The 16,635-nt window shown below is 56.5% G+C and carries 15 protein-coding genes and 3 pseudogenes; 8 read left to right on the top strand and 10 right to left on the bottom strand.

Annotated features, from left to right (window positions below; all coding sequences use genetic code 11):
• Positions 1-3 precede the first annotated feature (3 nt).
• Both RIN61_RS15225 and RIN61_RS15220 read left to right on the top strand, forming a co-directional pair.
• Complete coding sequence (locus tag RIN61_RS15225; RefSeq protein WP_112251918.1) at positions 4-825, top strand: ABC transporter substrate-binding protein; 822 nt, start codon at positions 4-6, stop codon at positions 823-825.
• Positions 822-1,643, top strand: a complete 822-nt coding sequence (locus RIN61_RS15220; protein ID WP_112251917.1) for an amino acid ABC transporter permease — start codon at positions 822-824, stop codon at positions 1,641-1,643. Before RIN61_RS15225 ends, RIN61_RS15220 begins: the two co-directional genes overlap by 4 nt.
• 209 nt (positions 1,644-1,852) lie before the next feature.
• Here the strand turns inward: RIN61_RS15220 and RIN61_RS15215 are convergent, their stop codons facing one another.
• Positions 1,853-2,782: a malate dehydrogenase gene (locus RIN61_RS15215; RefSeq protein ID WP_313852656.1), complete on the bottom strand. Its 930-nt coding sequence runs from the start codon at positions 2,780-2,782 to the stop codon at positions 1,853-1,855.
• Positions 2,783-3,032: 250 nt separating this feature from the next.
• Between RIN61_RS15215 and RIN61_RS15210 the strand changes: the two genes are divergently transcribed.
• The gene (locus RIN61_RS15210; RefSeq protein ID WP_252379347.1) at positions 3,033-3,542 is read left to right on the top strand and encodes a ferritin-like domain-containing protein; all 510 of its coding nucleotides are present in this window, start codon (positions 3,033-3,035) and stop codon (positions 3,540-3,542) included.
• Between the two features lie 42 nt (positions 3,543-3,584).
• Here RIN61_RS15210 and RIN61_RS15205 read toward each other — a convergent pair whose 3' ends face one another.
• The 4 genes and pseudogenes from RIN61_RS15205 to RIN61_RS26800 form a co-directional block, all read right to left on the bottom strand.
• Positions 3,585-4,460, bottom strand: coding sequence for a manganese catalase family protein (locus RIN61_RS15205; RefSeq protein ID WP_112251914.1), 876 nt, complete (start codon positions 4,458-4,460; stop codon positions 3,585-3,587).
• A 58-nt stretch (positions 4,461-4,518) separates the two neighbouring features.
• Positions 4,519-4,611 (bottom strand): annotated as a pseudogene (locus tag RIN61_RS15200) (general stress protein); the annotation flags it as partial.
• A pseudogene (locus RIN61_RS26805) lies at positions 4,612-4,758 on the bottom strand (general stress protein); the annotation flags it as partial.
• Positions 4,753-4,872 (bottom strand): annotated as a pseudogene (locus RIN61_RS26800) (KGG domain-containing protein); the annotation flags it as partial. The pseudogenes RIN61_RS26805 and RIN61_RS26800, both read right to left, overlap by 6 nt.
• A gap of 335 nt (positions 4,873-5,207) precedes the next feature.
• Between RIN61_RS26800 and RIN61_RS15190 the strand changes: the two are divergent.
• Complete coding sequence (locus tag RIN61_RS15190; RefSeq protein ID WP_286675422.1) at positions 5,208-5,339, top strand: hypothetical protein; 132 nt, start codon at positions 5,208-5,210, stop codon at positions 5,337-5,339.
• Complete coding sequence (locus RIN61_RS15185; protein WP_313852649.1) at positions 5,336-5,587, top strand: hypothetical protein; 252 nt, start codon at positions 5,336-5,338, stop codon at positions 5,585-5,587. Before RIN61_RS15190 ends, RIN61_RS15185 begins: the two co-directional genes overlap by 4 nt.
• 424 nt (positions 5,588-6,011) lie before the next feature.
• Here RIN61_RS15185 and RIN61_RS15180 read toward each other — a convergent pair whose 3' ends face one another.
• The gene (locus RIN61_RS15180; RefSeq protein ID WP_207879775.1) at positions 6,012-6,239 is read right to left on the bottom strand and encodes a hypothetical protein; all 228 of its coding nucleotides are present in this window, start codon (positions 6,237-6,239) and stop codon (positions 6,012-6,014) included.
• Positions 6,240-7,251: 1,012 nt separating this feature from the next.
• Between RIN61_RS15180 and RIN61_RS15175 the strand changes: the two genes are divergently transcribed.
• The 3 genes from RIN61_RS15175 to RIN61_RS15165 all read left to right on the top strand — a co-directional run bounded on the left by RIN61_RS15175 (position 7,252) and on the right by RIN61_RS15165 (position 11,716).
• A complete protein-coding gene (locus tag RIN61_RS15175; RefSeq protein WP_313852646.1) occupies positions 7,252-9,435 on the top strand; it encodes a GmrSD restriction endonuclease domain-containing protein in 2,184 nt (727 codons plus the stop codon).
• 136 nt (positions 9,436-9,571) lie between these two features.
• Complete coding sequence (locus RIN61_RS15170; RefSeq protein WP_313852644.1) at positions 9,572-10,954, top strand: SIR2 family protein; 1,383 nt, start codon at positions 9,572-9,574, stop codon at positions 10,952-10,954.
• Between the two features lie 99 nt (positions 10,955-11,053).
• Positions 11,054-11,716, top strand: a complete 663-nt coding sequence (locus tag RIN61_RS15165) for a hypothetical protein (protein WP_313852642.1) — start codon at positions 11,054-11,056, stop codon at positions 11,714-11,716.
• Between the two features lie 461 nt (positions 11,717-12,177).
• On the opposite strand, the gene RIN61_RS15160 is transcribed toward RIN61_RS15165, so the two are convergent.
• From RIN61_RS15160 to RIN61_RS15145, 4 genes are all read right to left on the bottom strand, one after another.
• Positions 12,178-12,888, bottom strand: coding sequence for a hypothetical protein (locus tag RIN61_RS15160; RefSeq protein WP_313852640.1), 711 nt, complete (start codon positions 12,886-12,888; stop codon positions 12,178-12,180).
• 190 nt (positions 12,889-13,078) lie between these two features.
• On the bottom strand, positions 13,079-13,354 hold the full coding sequence (locus RIN61_RS15155) for a hypothetical protein (protein ID WP_313852638.1): 276 nt from the start codon (positions 13,352-13,354) through the stop codon (positions 13,079-13,081).
• Positions 13,351-14,331, bottom strand: coding sequence for an integrase domain-containing protein (locus RIN61_RS15150; RefSeq protein ID WP_313852636.1), 981 nt, complete (start codon positions 14,329-14,331; stop codon positions 13,351-13,353). The genes RIN61_RS15155 and RIN61_RS15150 overlap by 4 nt, the downstream gene beginning before the upstream one ends.
• Before the next feature lie 895 nt (positions 14,332-15,226).
• Positions 15,227-16,555: a tyrosine-type recombinase/integrase gene (locus RIN61_RS15145; protein WP_313852634.1), complete on the bottom strand. Its 1,329-nt coding sequence runs from the start codon at positions 16,553-16,555 to the stop codon at positions 15,227-15,229.
• Positions 16,556-16,635 lie beyond the last annotated feature (80 nt).

Below are 16,635 nucleotides of genomic sequence, written 5' to 3'. Positions count from 1 at the left end.
TACATGCGATTCTCTACTGTGCTCGGTGCGGGCCTCGTGCTGCTCGCAACTGCTTCCCAAGCCTTTGCTGGCACCACGCTGGAGCGGGTTGAATCGCGCAAGGAACTGGTCAACGTGCTGATGGAAAGCTACCCGCCGTTTTCCTTTCTCAACGACCAGAACCAGCTGGACGGTTTCGACGTGGATGTGGCCAAGGCCGTGGCGGACAAGCTGGGCGTCAAGCTGCGGCTGGAAACCCCCTCGTGGGACGTGATCGCCGCTGGCCGCTGGAGCGGCCGCTATGACATCTGCATCTGCTCGATGACCCCGAGCAAGGCCCGCGCCGAAGTGTTCGACTTCCCGGTGGAGTACTACGCATCGCCTGCGGTGATCGTGGTCAACGCCAAGGATGAGCGCATCCATGGCGCCAAGGACCTGGAAGGCCGCAAGGTGGGTTTGACCAGTGCCTCGAGCTACGAGAGCTACCTGAACAAGAACCTGGTGATCGAAGGCAACGAGGACAAGAAGATCGACTACCCCTTTGACTTCGTGCAGATCGCGCCGTACGACACCGACAACGTCGCCTTCCAGGACCTGGGCCTGGGCGCTGGCGTACGCCTGGATGCCATCCTCACCAACCTGGTGACCGCGCAGCCGCGCCTGGACCAGGACAAGCGCTTCAAGCTGGCCGGCGCCCCGTTGTATGAAGAGCCGAACTCGGTGGCCATCGAAAAAGGCGACCCCGAGTGGGATGCCAAGGTGCGCCAGGTATTTGCCGAACTGAAGGCTGATGGCACCCTGGCCAAGCTGTCGCAGAAATGGATTGGCGCCGATATCAGCAAATGAGCACCTTCCCATCGTCCCCCAAGCCCGTGGTCAAGCCCACGGGCAACAGCCTGTTCGGCTTTCGCACCCGGTTGCTGCTGACCTGGCTGGCGCTGTTCGGGCTGTTTGTCGCGTTTTTCCTCAGCTTCGACCTGAAGTTCTCGATCATTCTGGAGAAATTCCCCAACCTCGCCGGTTTCAAGCTGGGGCCCAACGGCTTTCTGCAAGGCGCGGCGCTGACCCTGTTCCTGTGCCTGTGCTCGATGCTGGTGTCGGTGCTGTTCGGCTTTGCCGCCGCGCTGGCGCGGTTGTCGAACAGCGCGGTGCTGGTGGGTGTCGCCAGCTTCTACACCTCGTTCTTCCGTGGCACGCCGCTGTTGATCCAGATTCTGCTGATCTACCTGGGGCTGCCGCAGCTGGGCCTGGTACCGGGCGCCATCAGCGCCGGCATCATCGCCCTGTCGCTGAACTACGGGGCCTACCTGAGCGAAATCTTCCGGGCCGGCATTCTCGGCGTCGCGCGCGGGCAACGTGAAGCGGCACTGGCGCTGGGCATGCGAACGCCGCAGATTTTCTGGCATATCGTCCTGCCCCAGGCCATGCGGGTGATCATTCCGCCTACCGCCAACCAGTTCATCTCGATGCTGAAGGATTCATCGCTTATATCGGTGATGGGGGTGTGGGAGGTGATGTTCCTGGCGCAGTCATACGGGCGGTCGAGCTACCGGTACCTGGAGATGCTGACCACGGCGGCGGTGATCTACTGGGTGCTGTCGATCTTGCTGGAGCTGGTGCAGGCGCGGCTGGAGCGGCATTTTGGCAGGGCCTATCAGCGCTAGGGGCTGAATTGGCAGGGCAACTGTCTTGCATAAGCCTGGCCCTTGTAGGAGCGGCCTTGTGTCGCGATGGGCTGCGCAGCAGCCCCAGGGTTTGCGCACAGATGCACACATTGCCGGGGGCTGCTGCGCAGCCCATCGCGACACAAGGCCGCTCCTACAGGGATCGCGCCAGCTTCTAGAAATTGAGCCAGACAGTTGCTCCCACAGCGTCACAGCGCCTTCATTTCAACAATATCCCGCGCCACCTGGTCTGCCGATTGATCGAACATCGCCTGCTCCTGCGCATCCAGCGGCAACTCGATCACCCGCGCCAGCCCCTCTTCTGCCAGTACGCAGGGCACACCCATGGCAATATCCGTGCGCCCGTACTCGCCCTCCAGAATCGCCACCGCCGGCAAGATGCGGTTTCGCCCGTTGGCGATCGCATCCACCATCTGCGCAATCGCCACGCCCGGCGCATCGCAGGCACTGCCCAGCTTCTTCAGCCCCAAAATCTCGCCACCACCCTTGCGCGTGCGCTCCACGATCTGCTCGATCTGCTCGCTGGAGAGGAAGTGCGACAGCGGCACCGAGCCGATCTGGCAATAGCGCATCAGCGGCACCATGCTGTCGCCATGCCCGCCCAGGACCAGCGCCGTGATAGCCCGGGCAGAAAACCCGGTCTGCTCGGCGATGAAACACTTCATGCGCGCGGTATCCAGCACCCCCGCCTGGCCGAACACCTTGCTGCGCCCCTGCCCGCTGAGGCTCCAGGCGCGGTAGGTCAGCACATCGACCGGGTTCGACACCACCAGCACCGTCGCCGTTGGCGCATGCTGTTTGATATCCGCCATGATGCTATCGATAATCGGCAGGTTGATGCTGAGCACGTCCTGACGCGACTGCCCTGGCTTGCGCGGCACGCCTGCGGTGATCACCACCAGCTCAGCCCCGTCCAGCATTTCAGCCTTGGCCCCGCCGTGAACGCGGGTATCGGACCCCGACTCGACTGCCGCCTGCCACACATCCAGCGCCTTGCCCTGGGCCAACTCGCCCTGCACATCCATCAACACCAACTCACGGCACAACTCTTCCCGGGCGATGATCTGCGCCGCCGCCTCGCCGACCATGCCGGCACCCACGATTGCTAGTTTGTTCACGTGACACCTCCCAGCGGCGCGCGCCACCAGGAACACGCCTGCAATACAGAAGTATTGCCCGCTGAGGCGAAAAGGCCACTCGAAGGTTGATGCGAGCCATCCCCTGGTGCAGCACCCCGCCGACCAGATCCGTACTTCTTCGCGGATGTCCTCGGCCTCGCCTTCGCTTGCCCCGTTCGTCGGTCCAGCCGACCGTGGCAGCGGTAGGGTTCTCTGAACAGATACCCATCACTGGAAACGAGGACTGATCATGGCAACTCCAAGGGAAAACCTGCTCGACTGGCTGCGTGATGCCCATGCGATGGAGCAGCAAGCGGAAAGCATGCTCAAAGGCCAGGCCGAGCGCCTGGAGCACTACCCGGAACTCAAGGGCCGCATCGTCAGGCATATTGAAGAGACCCAAGGCCAACAGCGCGTGCTGGTTGAGTGCATCGAGCGCTTGGGCGGCAGCACATCGACCTTGAAGGACCTGGCCGGCAAACTCATGGCGTTCGGGCAGGCAGTGGGCGGGATGGCCATGAGCGATGAAGTGGTCAAAGGCGCCATGGCAGGGTACGTGTTCGAGAACATGGAAATCGCGTCTTACACGGTGCTGATCGAGGCAGCTGAGGCCGCCGGGGACAGCGCCACTGCCCAAGCATGTCGTTCGATTCTGAAGGAAGAAGTCGCCATGGCCGAATGGCTGAAGGAGCACCTGCCGGAGGTAACCCGGGCGTTCCTCGCCCGCTCGGCCGACCCTGACGCCACAGCCAAGCGCTAAGTGTGACGCCCCGCGCCGGATCAACTCCGGCGCGGGCATTTCTCATTGCTGTCCGCTGTTGACCTTGCCCAGCTCCGCTCCAGTCAGAGGTTGCGCCTCCGGGTTCGACTGGGTGCGAAGCTTCATTGCCTCGACCGCCGACGCACTCTGCTCGTCCAGCTGGACGCTGGCAGAGCCATCGCCGCCGTCTACCGCCGGGTGCGGCTCGTCGACATAGATCCAGTCCTGCCCCTGGTTCCACGCCCCACGCATTTCACCGCCCTGGGACAGGTTGAAATAGGTGCGGTTGAGCTCTGGATCACCTGGCAACTTGCCTTGCGGGAAGTTTGGCTGGATGGCGTGCAATGCCTTTTCGAACGACATCTGGTGGGCGATTTCGCGGCTCATCAGAAAGCCCAGCGCGTCCTTGATGCCTGGGTCGTCGGTGACGTTGATCAGCCGTTCATAGACGATCTTGGCCCGCGCCTCGGCGGCAATGTTCGAACGCAGGTCGGCAGTGGGTTCGCCAATGGTATCGATGTAGGCAGCGTTCCAAGGTACGCCGGCGGAATTGACCAGCGGCGCCCCGGCCCCATACAGCAGGCTGGTGACATGTGAGTCGTTGCCGGCACCGGTCAGCGAGCGGTAGAGCTCGCCCTCGGCCTCCACGCCTTCAGCAAGGTTGCCCTTGGCCCCTTTGTTGAGCATCACCACGATCGAACCGATGATCTCCAGGTGGCTGAGTTCCTCGGTCGCGATGTCGTAGAGCATGTCCTTGCGGCCTGGGTCGTCCTCACTGACCGCTTGGGTGAAATAGCGCATGGCCGCAGCCAGCTCGCCCTGCGGGCCACCGAACTGCTCCAGCAACAGGTTGGCCAGGCCGGGATCAGGTTGTGCCACGCGTACGGTGTATTGCAATCGCTTGTTGTGCATGAACATAAGCAGGTCCTCAGGCATGCAGGGGCAGCGCGGCTGCCCCTGCGTTTTTCACGGATGACTAGCGGTTGTCGTCACTCTTGCGACCACCGCCGTGGCTATGCTGGCCACCGACCCGTCCGGCCTCCGAAGCCTTTTCCCGGTCATTGGCGAAGTTGCCCCCGGACTGCTGACCGCCCTTGCGGCCAGCTTCGGACGCACGCTCAGGGTCGTTCTTGAAATTGCCACCCGACGCCTGGCCACCCTTGTGGCCTGCTTCCGAGGCGCGCTCTGGATCGTTCTTGAAGTTACCCCCTGACATCTGGCCGCCTTTCTGCCCGGCCTCCGATGCCTTTTCGCGATCGTTGGCAAAGTTGCCTGGATTGGTATTGGCGTTGCCACCTTGGTTACCGCGGTTGTCCTGATTGCTAGCCATGATTGACACCTCATGTCGGTAGTTACACAGGAAGGTCTGTGTTCATCAGTGACAGAGCCCAAGCGGCGCATCTTGCAACGAATTCTGAAAGAGCTGACGAAATGCCCTAATGGAAGTGGCCCCTGCTTCTTGCGAGAACGATCATGGTGGCGAGGTATACAAATCGCGTTTATCAGCGGCCCTCAAAGCCTTGTCCAAAAACAATCGCTCGCTCGTCTGTGGGGGAAACACCGTTTGATTCGCAGCCAGCCATCTATCCGGCTGAACGGATGCGGCTCGATCGGGATCAACCTAACTGAGTCGCTTGTCCCAGTTCCGCCAAGAGGGCATTCGCAATGGTCAACTACCTGTACTTGATCCCCTGCATCCTCGGCCAGCCCGGTACCTGCGAGTTGCGCAGTGACCAGGAAGACTTGTACTGCAAAGTGTCATCGCTCGCTGATGTGCATGCGCAGTTTTCGGCATGAACGCGTTCAGCAAGGAGATAGCCCAGGGACAGCGCCGGCTCGAAGCGATCAATCGCTGGTTTCTGCTGTACGACGACGTCGAGCAAAGACGAAACTGCCCTAGCACCCACCACGAGGAATTGTTGCGCCTGGCCGACGAGATGGACCGCCTTGGATTGGTGGACTGGCGCGAGTGGCGGGACCTGCGGCGGCTGGCCGATCGAGGCTTTCTGAGAGCGATTGCTGGCTCTGACTATCACGACGTTTAGTGCTGGCCGGCTGTGGTGGACAAGGAAAGAACCCGCCACAAATCGGGTTTCAGGAGAGCGTGCCATTTGCCCCAGCGCCTTCCCACTGCCGCAGCCAAAGCAGATACCCCAGGATTTCGCGCCCCCTGTAGGAGCTGGCTTGCCTGCGATGGGCTGCACAGCAGCCCCCTTACCCACACCTGGCAGGAATAAACCCCAGGCGGCCTTCGGTAGAGGGCCAGTCGTTTTGCCGTTTCCCCGCACCTGCCCCACTGCCACAGGTAAAGCACATATCCCGCGATTAGCGCGGTCCCTGTAGGAGCTGGCTTGCCTGCGATGGGCTGCAAAGCAGCCCCATACTCTACCTGGTAGAAATAAACCCCAGGCGGCCTTCGCCAGAGGGCCAGTCGCCAATATCTGGCCCGCCATCCAACAATGATCTTGCCTAACTCTCAGGCCCCTGCCCGTTTCGCTCCATCACCTTCCCACACTGCTCACTGGCCAAACGGCTGATGATCCGGATCGCCTGATGGATACCGGCCGTGTTGCGAAAGCTCAGGTGTGGGTTGTGTTCGCACTCCAGCATTTCGTCGTGCTGGACCAGGGCTTCGCCTAGCAGTTCGAGGGTCCAGGCGTAGCTTTGGATTGTGGATAGGCGTTCTTGGTTAGTCATGGTGTGCCTCCGATTGGGCGAAGGCGGAACGGGAGTGGCTGGAGGTGAGGTAACTGAGCGTGGTGCAGGAGTGATGGTGGAGAACGTATGTGAGTATCTTTAACGGACTTAAGGTAGACATGCATGCGGTCCTTTTCGGTTGAAGCACCACGCTGACCGTCGCCAAACGGTTAGGGTGGCAGCTGTACGCAGGTTGGCGAACCGAGGAAAAGGAACCCGGCAGACCCGAAGGTCTCCCACGCACAGCCGCCATTACACGAAACTGCGGACGCAAAAAAAGCGCCTGCAATCGAGGTCGGGGCGCCGTTGCGCCTTTTCGTTCGGGTCGCCAAACCCGGTCGCGGAATTGGCCGCGACTGGAGCAAGGTATCGCTGTAGGGGCTCTGATGCAAGGTTCTGCGTTGTATGAATATTCGCGGGCGACTGTAGGAAAAATCCAGGCGGGAGGCGAAACAAAGCTAGAGAACCTGACACACGCCAACTCAGTCTGGTGCGGAGACAGACGGACGGTTGTTGGCCGTGAGGGCCCGGTTTTCGCGGGGCTGGAATTTGGTGGATTTTTTGATGTACCTCATAGGGTATCTATAAAAAAATCAGCTAGTTATGGCTTTCTGTGGAATCGAATCGGGAATTTTGGGGCTCCAGTGAGAGCTACGACCACCCGCTTCAAATGCTAAGTGGGGAACAGCAGAAAACGACCTAGACAGTGTGAAAACCCAAACGGATCTCTGAAGAGCGCGAGCGTACGTGAAATCCGCAATAGCTGGGTTATTCAGCTAACCCAAATTTCGCGCAGTAGCTCTAAACTCTGGTCGTTTTCTAACCAGCCGGATCGCGCCGAACGTTTTCACAGCCTGGCCCCATAGCGGCCACTCGTGGAGAGCTGCTGACGGCTAGAAGCGGACTGATACAAGCGGGTATCCAAACACTCAGTGCTACACATTGCCACTACGCGCCTGAGTCCGCCATCATTGGGCCATCCATACGTCAAGCGTTCAACGAAGGACCGGCCGTGAAGAATAAAAACCTTTCAATCCGAAAAGTCGTTCAATACCTCAACAATGTTGAGAATGACGGCGGTTTCTGGCTACCGAATATCCAAAGGCCTTTCGTCTGGAGCCAGGAGCAGATCGAAAAACTTTTCGACTCCCTGATGCGTGAGTACCCCATCAGCACCATGTTGGTGTGGCGCACCCGCTCGAACATCAAGCGCCGCAAGTTCATCGATAACTACCGCGATGACCTACGGCTCGCTCAGTTCCAGGTACCAGAAGACAACGGCATCAAACTACTGGTATTGGACGGCCAGCAGCGTCTGCAAAGCCTCTTCATCTCCTTGCGCGGCAGCCACAACAAAGAGGAGCTATTTTTCGATGTGCTCAGTGGCGCATCAGCGGACCCTGAAGAGGTACGTTACAAATTCCGATTCCTGAACCCTGCCAAAGCAATATTCCCATGGGTGAACTTCAAAAAGATCGTGTTCAGTGATGCCATGCCGAACCTTCTGGCTAATGAGTTGATGGCTCAAGGGGGTATGACGTTAGACGCCGGACGACAGGAGACGTTGATCAAGAACCTATGGCAAGCCAAGAAAGTATTTGTGATGGAGGAAGCCATCGGCTATCAGGAACTCGACAGCGTTGATAACCCAGACACGTATACCGAAAACGATGTGGTGGAAATCTTCATCCGTGCCAACTCGGGCGGCACCAAGCTAGGCAAGTCCGATCTGCTGTTTTCTTTGCTCACGGCATCGTGGGACGAGGCAGACGAGGCAATGGAGGACTTAATCTCCGAATTGAACGCGAGCGGCTACGAGTTCACACGGGACTTCATCCTCAAGACATGCTTGGTATTGCTGGGCAAGGGGGCGGCTTACGACGTCAAAAAGTTTCGTGATGATGTGACTAAGCAGGAGATCGTTGCCCAATGGTCGCGCATATCTGCCGCCATACGGGATGTTCGCGATTACTTATACCGCAAAACCTATATCCGTTCAGACCAAGCGTTGCCGTCTTACCTGACGTTGATCCCAGTGATCTACTTCCGCTTTCACTATCCTCAGCGCTGGGCTCAAGTGAAAGGGTTGGACACCTACCTGCTTCGCACTTTACTTTGCGGAGCGTTCAGTGGTCGCCCGGATGGGTTGATCGACAAGTGCGTGCGCTGCATCAGGCAACATGAGCGATTCGCGGTGGAGGACTTGTTCGAGGTAATCCATAACGATGGGCGCAACCTGGATGTGTCAGAGGAAAGCTTGCTACAGGCTAGCTACGGTTCGAAGCAGATCCATCTGATCTTCAACCTCTGGTACCGGCAGTTCGATTATCAACCCGCTTATGCGGGTAATCTGCCGCAGGTGGACCACATTTTCCCGCAGTCGCTCCTACGCTCAGTGAAGGATTTGAACAGTAAGACAGGTCGGCAATCGTTGATGCGCTATCAGGCGGCGGCACGGGATCAGTTGGCCAACTGCATGTTGTTGACGGCGGACGAAAATGGTTTCCAAGGGAAGTGTGATGCGGAGCCAAAGGACTGGTTTGCAGACAAGTCCCAAGCCTACCTGGACATGCATTTGATTCCTGCAAAGCCGGGACTGTGGGAGCTAGAAAAATTCGACAAATTCATCTCGGCACGCAAGCAGTTGATCGTAAGCAAGTTACGGCAGTTGATTACAGATATTGATGTAGCGACGGACTCTGCTGCACCGGATCCGGCAGACGAGCATGTCCCACCCGTGACGGAGCAGGTTAACGCGCTATCCCAAGAGGTGGTTGAGGCGGAGCCGGTCGGAGCGCCTCGGCTCGCTGCGCCTATCTCGCCCATTCAGTCCCCAAATACCGGGCAGGCGGCTGTTGCGCGTTCGGAAATCGAGGCGTTGCTGAGTAGTTTCTGTACGCCGATAGCAGAGCCGTCAAAATACATCGCTGGGTTCCGAACCTCTGATGGCAAGGAAATCGCGCTGGAGCGTGAAACCTCGGTCATTACGCTGTGGACCCAGTGCGTGTCGGTGGAGGATGCCGAGATCAAGCCGGCACGGCGGTATTCCAATACCGATACCCGCAACTCCAACCTTAATCGAAAAAACTGCCCGGCGTTGCGGCTGGGCAACCCGGCTTTGGTCTGGAAGCTATCGGATCGGGACGAGTTAGTTGATTTCATAAATTGGTATGGTGGAATCGAATTCACTGAGTAAGCGCTAGTGATCCGAACTTGAAAACAAGGCCGGCACTGATGAGCCGGCCCTGTTCGTTCAGTGTTGGATTTCGGAAGCTAAGTGAGTTAAAAACCTACCTGACATAGTGCCATTACCGCAAAGAGAGGAAAGGGAGATGCCTAGGGACTACGCGAAATACATCGAAGATGTAACGGAGGACATCAAAACCTGTATAGGAGATATGGCGTGCCAGCCCATATTGTTTGTGGGGTCGGGCTTCACGAAGCGCTACCTAAAGGGCCCTAACTGGGAAGAACTATTGAAGGAGCTAGCGGCGCGCTGTCCAGAGATTACACGACAGTTCGCCTACTACAAGCAACGCTACCCCGACTTCGTGGACATTGGCACTGAATTCTCGGAGAGGTACAACGATTGGGCGTGGGGTGCTGGCCAAGACCAGTTTCCACAGGAGCTATTTGAAGAAACGACCTCGCCACAGGTCTACATCAAATACACCGTAGCCACGATTCTCAAAGAGCTTCTGGCAACGGAAAAGACCGGCCTACAGGATGAGATCGAACTTCTGCAGAAAATTCGGCCGCACTCCGTGATTACGACCAATTACGATGAGCTGCTGGAGGGAATCTTCCCCGATTATGAGGCTATCGTGGGGCAACGGATCCTTTACGCCAACCATTCGAGTATCGGAGAGATATTTAAAATCCATGGCTGCGTCTCTCAATCCGAAAGCATCGTACTAACGCGAACTGACTATGAGGAATTTGTCAAACGCAAGAAATATCTGTCCGCAAAGCTTCTCGCGTTTTTCGCTGAACACCCGTTAGTGTTCATTGGCTACAGGGCTGAAGACCCCAACATTAAAGCAATTCTTGCGGACATTGACGAAATTCTGTCGGAGGAAGGCAAACTCATACCGAATATTTACATTCTTGAGTGGGAAAACCGTGATCTCGTGGAAGAGTACCCTCGTCGTGAAAGACTTATTCCGGTTTCAGATCACCGCAGTGTGATCATCAAAAGTATCGTCGCCAATGATTTTAGTTGGGTCTACTCAGCCTTTGGCGCAAATGAAGCGCTTAAGAATGTGAACCCAAGATTACTAAGGGCTTTGCTCGCTCGTACCTACCAACTCGTGCGGACCGACATTCCCAGAAACCCAATTCAGGTCGATTATAAAGTGCTGGCCAACGTTACAGAGGCTGACGGGGAATTGGCAAAATTATACGGAATAGCCGACGGCGCTGATGGTCTGGCCTTTAACCTTAATTTTCCTTACACGCTTACCACTCTGGGTCAAGCGATGGGATATCAGGCATGGCATGCTTGTGATCGCTTACTCAGGACAATTTCTGAAACTGCTGGAGTCGACCTTAAGAAGTTCGACAACAAGTATCATTGCGCGATAATGAACGGAGCAGAAATTCAGTCCCACCGTTATTCTGAAGCATGCAAAGATCTCTTGGAGAAAGTTCGAACGGGAGAAGATTACGTTCAGGAGGTGCAGAAAGAAGCGGAGGCCAAAGGCCATCGTAATTAAGCACTCACAACAAGGCGACAGGGAAAAGTACCCTGAGGCAAAGGCTGGAGCACTTGTCGAAAGCACATCTCCATTTACAAGGACTCGAAGGGACATCGCATGCCTGATTCACAACATTTAAAAAACTTCAAGGCTGTATGGGGTGACTCATGCCAGTCGATGTGGGCTGAAATTCTGTCCATTACGATGGCAGAGTCATACATCATATCAAACTACAGCGATATACCTGCCGGGCAATTGATTGCAGAACGATTCTATGCACCTGAATTAAAGGACAGACTAAGGGACCTTACGCGCTCTACCTTTTTGGAAAGAGTTGACCTGTATAAGGAGAAAGTAATTACTAACAGGGCCGTTATATTGTCAGCCGTGTTCGAGACTTACTTTTCGGATTTTCTGGATACTTACATCAAGAGCAAGCCTAAGCTATTTGACAAGTCATCGGATTCAAGAACAGATTCTGGGAACAAATTCTACGGCACTATAAAAAAAGAGCCAGGCCTGTCTAATCGCGTCCTAAAGTTCGCAGAAATTGCACCAGCAAAAATTAAGTCAATCACTCCGCTGCTGACTTATCTAGATGACATCTACAACCTAAGAAATATAATTGCGCATAATGCAGGGCTTGTTAGCACCACGGAAAAATTTTCTCATGTCGATTTTTCAGCGGGCTCGAGGATTGTATTGACATCAGAAAAACTTCTTGAACTCGCAGCGCCAGTCGTAAAAATTGCTGAAAAGCTAGATGAGAAGATAACATAGATGATTAAGCTCATAGTAACGTGATTGTTTTAACCTAGATCTAATCTCCTGCCTGCGCCGACAGGCTGCAATAGGTCGGATGAAACAGTTCACGGCTGGCATATATGACCCGAAGCTGCCCTTCACCACGGGCAGCTAACGGCCATAAGCGGACCCTGGACATGACATCAATGCGCCATCGCGCCCGTTTTCCGCCGCTACTGAGCAACTTATCTATATCGGTCACGGTTGCAAAGCACGACAGTGCAAGCGGCTGTAATTAGTGGTTAAAGCAAATGCAAATGATCCGTCAAACTATGTCAACAAGACCGCCGAACATACGTTCACTTTTCACCCCTCCATCGACCGCTAACATTAAGACTAAATCGCGCACGCCCGGCACGGCCCGGTCGCCTCGACGCAACAGTCACTTACGCTCTCTGAGGTCCAAAACTAGGGAAATTGAAGTTAACAGATCCAGACTAGCTGAGAGGGATCCGCTCCATCTGCAATGCCTCACTATTGTCGTTGAGGTAGCGTGCAAGCCACTCCACTTTGGATTTCACGCGGGGATCATTGCTATTTTCCAAGTCCGAGACTATCTCGCTGCGTACCAGCGACAAGATGGGCTCTCTAGGGGAGGGAGGCCCGAGAATTAGCGGCCCCAGCACCAGGTAATCCATAAAGTACAAACCGTCGACATCCTGTTTAGCCTTCCAGATGTTCGTTGCCGGTACATTGCAAGCAAGGCTGATTACCGAATCGTCGAAAATTACCCTAGGATAGATTGCAGTCCGACTTTCCAGTTCATAGGCTCTTACCAGCCCTTCACCGAGCACTACGCTACTAGTGTGATGCAGTTTTCCAATGGTAATGGCCCCCCGCGCGTATACCCCTTGCGTCAGGAGCCTTGCACATAATGTAGCGCATACAGTAGTAACAATCGTAAAACCCATGGGGTCGAGCTGACCTGAAATAACGATATTATCTGAGAACGTAGACACTCGAAGCACATTTTCGAAGCCTTGGGTTGCAGACATGTTTTGGCTTAATGCTGGATAGTGCGTGGCCATCTCATTCAAAATTTCAAGAAGCTTCTCTAGCTTTTCAGGATTAGTGTTGATGGACCTAATGTGATCGCGAAATCCTAAAATGTCGACGAAGGCGACATACCGCTCGTTGTAGTCAGTCACTTAATATTTTTCCTTGAAGCGTTTCACTTTTTTGTGGCATGGATAATTTCTCTATTATTTCCAGCACGACCGTCGCGGCATTGTAGTGGCCAAAAGTTCAAACGTCAGCTATTGGCTGTTATTCGCCATCCATCGAGAGCGGCTGTGGAACGATTGCTATCAGTCGTGCCTATCAAAATCAAATCCTCACTCAGAGCTTGAGCACCCATGTTTTTTGTAAACGACGAGTGAGCAGCCGCACAGTCAGCAAATAGTAATACCGCGTCGCCTCACTATGCCGCCCTAGGCGATGTTCGAGAAACCAAGCCACATGCTTCCTCTGCCAAGCCCAAGGCGTCTCTCGCTGCCAGCGCTCTGCGATTTCGGCCTGGATGATTCTCGCCTGCCGCAAATGGCGTTGTTGAGTGGCGTGCGATCCGCTCAGCACCCCAGCCAAGAACAGGTCCATATCGAACGCCTTACTCATACTCGCCGCCCAATGTAGGCCGCGACCACGTCGAGCCGACCGTGCCCCAGCTCGTAGCTGATTTGCCTCCGTGCCTCACGATCAAAGCTTCTATCGACCTGGTAACATTGGTCGCCGTTGATAGGCGCGCGGTGTTGGGTGATTTGCTCGTAGCGCTCACATGCGTATGCCGCTCTTAGCTCATGGAAGCCATTGAGGTGGCTTGCATGCAGGATGTCGCGCGCAGGGCGGACGATTTTCTGCAAAACATCCAGGTAGCTTTCACTTGGCGCAACTAAGTTGCGGCTACCGGTAGGCGACACCTGCCATGCAAACCCAAGCGCACCACGAACATGATCATCCACCGTAATCCAGCGGGGTGCCGAGGCGCCAGCGCGGCCGCCTTTGGTGCCATCCTGAATGTTTATCCTGCCTAGGTCGTTAGCCTCACGGCTTAGCCGTGGCAGATCCGCCAAGATGGCTTCACGCAAACGCATACCGGTAGCACGCGCCAACAAAATGATCGCGGCGGCCCGTAGATGATGATGACGGCAAAGCGCATCGACGGTCTGCTTAACCTGTTCGCGGTCTTGGCCCTGCGGCACTGAGTGTCGACCCCTGCTGCGCTGCATACCCAACGCCTTGCTCGGGCTGGGTAATTTCACGCACTGATCACCGCGAAGCGCTGCCATGGTTTTGTTAACGCTGGATAGCCGATTTTGAGCGGTGCTGATGGCCAGGTCACCGCGCCCAACAACGTCGCGCAGATAAGCTGCATAGTCGGCCAACACCCTCCGATCAATCTGCCGCGCATCATTGATACCAGGCCCCTGATCGGACCGGCACCACCTCACGAATGCCAGCCACCGATCGCTGTGCGCCTTGACCGTGCCGTAGTGGCCACCGCCGAACATGTCTTTCAGCGCCTGAGGTCCTGCGTAACTCAATTGCCTGCCGTAGCCGAAATTACGGCCATCGCGTCTACCCACCAATGCCATGTCGAATCACCTCATCGCCTGGTCTCCAATCCTCGCCCCACGTCATCCCGCCAAGAATGCTGAGTGTTATCAGGGATCAAGGCCCCTGCGACCTGTGGGGAATGTCCTCTACGCGGGACTGGCGGCTCCTTACGTCCAGGAGCAAGGGCACCTCATGTCTGGCCCCCTGAGCACCGGTACCGGTGGGCGGGTGGAGGCTGCATTGGCTGACGAGACCAGCGCCGCGAGATCCTGAGCCAGGTGCAAGCAGCAATGCGATGACCGGGGCATGCCTGACTGTCAGTCAGGTGCAGTCCATTCCTTGGTCTGCGGCACCATCATCTACAGCGCTGTTGCTGGTGACATCGGCGTTTGTCACGCCGATTGTCACGAGGGGGAATGCCGCAAAGCCTTGTGCGATCAGAGCTGCAGCAGTGGTAGAAGTGCCCGTCTCTTTCCAGAAGAAAGAGACGGGCACAGGTTGGCGCAATAGTCGGCCACGCGGATAGGTTGCTGCAGGGCAGCACAGTACGGTGTAGCTGGCGCACGAGGGCCATGAGATTAGAGAGCATCCATCACCGGGGAGGTAACCGGGCGAGCTGCCGGATGCGAATCGCCCTTGGGGAGAACCACCGCAAGAGCGGCGTGACCTTTAAGGCTCGGGTCACCTGGGGTGCTGTCATCGACAGCCTTTGCACGGCCAGTTCTACGCCTGTGGATAAACCCGGTCAAGGGCCGAGATTCAGCGCTCTTGGGGACGTGAAAAGCGGTTATCCACCGGTGGAATTCCGTGGTAAACCCCGGACAACGTCGTAGCTTTTAGCTTTTGAAAGTGAGGTCCATCCGAACAGGGCGGCTTTGCAGCCCTGTTCGGATGGACCCGCGCAAAAGAGCAGCCAGCACCGATCTTGCAGGCTCACCCGCGATTGAATGCGCCATGGCCATTTGGCAAGGCGGTGACGTTGCCGCCTACCGGATGGGCGAACTCATGCGGGGTGACATGGCCCGATCTGTTCGCATCGATGTAGTTACTCCACCACGCCATGATCAACCGACGCTGCTCCAGAAATTGGGCCTTGTGGATATACGCGGCGCGCACGCGGTTACGCTCCTGATGGCTCATCTGCCGCTCAATTGCCGCGTCCGTCCACAGCCCTGATTCGAGCAAGGCGCTACAAGCCATGGTCCGGAAACCATGCCCGCACACGTCCTTGGTGGTGTCGTACCCCATATTGCGCAGTACCTGGTTAACCGTATTCTCCGACAAGGGTTTCCAGTACCTGTGGTCACCAGGCAACACCAGTTCAGAGAACCGATTCAAGCTGCGTAGCTGTTCAAGGATTTCGATGACTTGAGGCGACAGCGGCACTATCTGAATGTCACCACTCATCTTGGTCCCGCGTGTGGAATAGCGGACGCCTTCAATCGGCTTGCGGGTATCGGGGATCTCCCACATTGCCCGTTGCAGATCGAATTCATCCCACCGGGCGAAGCGCAGTTCGCTGGAGCGCACAAACACATGCAGCGTCAGCAGCACTGCAAGCCGGGTCAGCTCGCGACCGGTGTAGTTGTCGATTCGGTCCAAGAGTTCAGGAAGGCGGTTTAGCGAGAGTGCAGGACGGTGCACGGTGCGCGGCGCTTGAATCGAGCCGGCCAGATCGAGCGCCGGATTTTGAGTGATCTGCCGCGCCCGCTTCGCACCCCGCATGATCGTGGATAGATAGTTCTGCACACGCAGCGCTACATCCATGGTGCCGCGATCCTTGATTCGCTGGGTGACCTCAAGCAGATCGTGGGTGTCGAGTTCAGCGATAGGCCGCTGGCCAATCAGTGGAAACACGTGGGTGCGCAACCTGCTCAGCACCGTCTTGGTGTGCCCGTCAGTCCAGCGCCGGGACATTTCGACATGCCACTCCAAGGCGACAGTTTCAAAGAGAAGACTCGCCCGCTGGGCAGCAATCTTGGCCTTCTGCTTTTCTTCCATCGGATCAAGGTTGTCGAGCAACAGGGCCTTGGCCTCATCACGCTTGGTCCTCGCGACGGCCAACGAAACGATGGGGTACTTGCCGATGATCAGCGTACCTTCCTTGCCGTTGGGTTTGAAATACCGCAGCCGCCAAGTCTTCGAGCCACAGGGCGTGACGTAAAGGTACATACCCCCGCCGTCGAACAGTTTGTAGGCCCGATCACGCGGCTTGGCCGTGCGGCATTTGAGGTCGCTGAGCGGAATGGCTAGCCGTGGCATAGGGGTACGTTCTCCATTCAGGAAAGACGCTGTACCCCAAAAATACCCCCGGTTATGGGGGATTTTGTTGGTTCCCGACG

The organism is Pseudomonas inefficax, from assembly GCF_032164165.1.
GTDB classification, from domain to species: Bacteria; Pseudomonadota; Gammaproteobacteria; order Pseudomonadales; family Pseudomonadaceae; genus Aquipseudomonas; species Aquipseudomonas inefficax.
This window is presented reverse-complemented; position numbering and strand designations above follow the sequence as displayed.

What these genes read in the sequence shown, in the direction of transcription:
- RIN61_RS15145 (WP_313852634.1), bottom strand. Translation starts at nt 16,555, where the DNA reads ATGCCACGGCTAGCCATTCCGCTCAGCGACCTCAAATGCCGCACGGCC.
- RIN61_RS15170 (WP_313852644.1), top strand. Translation starts at nt 9,572, where the DNA reads ATGCCTAGGGACTACGCGAAATACATCGAAGATGTAACGGAGGACATC.
- RIN61_RS15225 (WP_112251918.1), top strand. Translation starts at nt 4, where the DNA reads ATGCGATTCTCTACTGTGCTCGGTGCGGGCCTCGTGCTGCTCGCAACT.
- RIN61_RS15210 (WP_252379347.1), top strand. Translation starts at nt 3,033, where the DNA reads ATGGCAACTCCAAGGGAAAACCTGCTCGACTGGCTGCGTGATGCCCAT.
- RIN61_RS15190 (WP_286675422.1), top strand. Translation starts at nt 5,208, where the DNA reads ATGGTCAACTACCTGTACTTGATCCCCTGCATCCTCGGCCAGCCCGGT.
- RIN61_RS15165 (WP_313852642.1), top strand. Translation starts at nt 11,054, where the DNA reads ATGCCTGATTCACAACATTTAAAAAACTTCAAGGCTGTATGGGGTGAC.
- RIN61_RS15180 (WP_207879775.1), bottom strand. Translation starts at nt 6,239, where the DNA reads ATGACTAACCAAGAACGCCTATCCACAATCCAAAGCTACGCCTGGACC.
- RIN61_RS15185 (WP_313852649.1), top strand. Translation starts at nt 5,336, where the DNA reads ATGAACGCGTTCAGCAAGGAGATAGCCCAGGGACAGCGCCGGCTCGAA.
- RIN61_RS15150 (WP_313852636.1), bottom strand. Translation starts at nt 14,331, where the DNA reads ATGGCATTGGTGGGTAGACGCGATGGCCGTAATTTCGGCTACGGCAGG.
- RIN61_RS15220 (WP_112251917.1), top strand. Translation starts at nt 822, where the DNA reads ATGAGCACCTTCCCATCGTCCCCCAAGCCCGTGGTCAAGCCCACGGGC.
- RIN61_RS15155 (WP_313852638.1), bottom strand. Translation starts at nt 13,354, where the DNA reads ATGAGTAAGGCGTTCGATATGGACCTGTTCTTGGCTGGGGTGCTGAGC.
- RIN61_RS15205 (WP_112251914.1), bottom strand. Translation starts at nt 4,460, where the DNA reads ATGTTCATGCACAACAAGCGATTGCAATACACCGTACGCGTGGCACAA.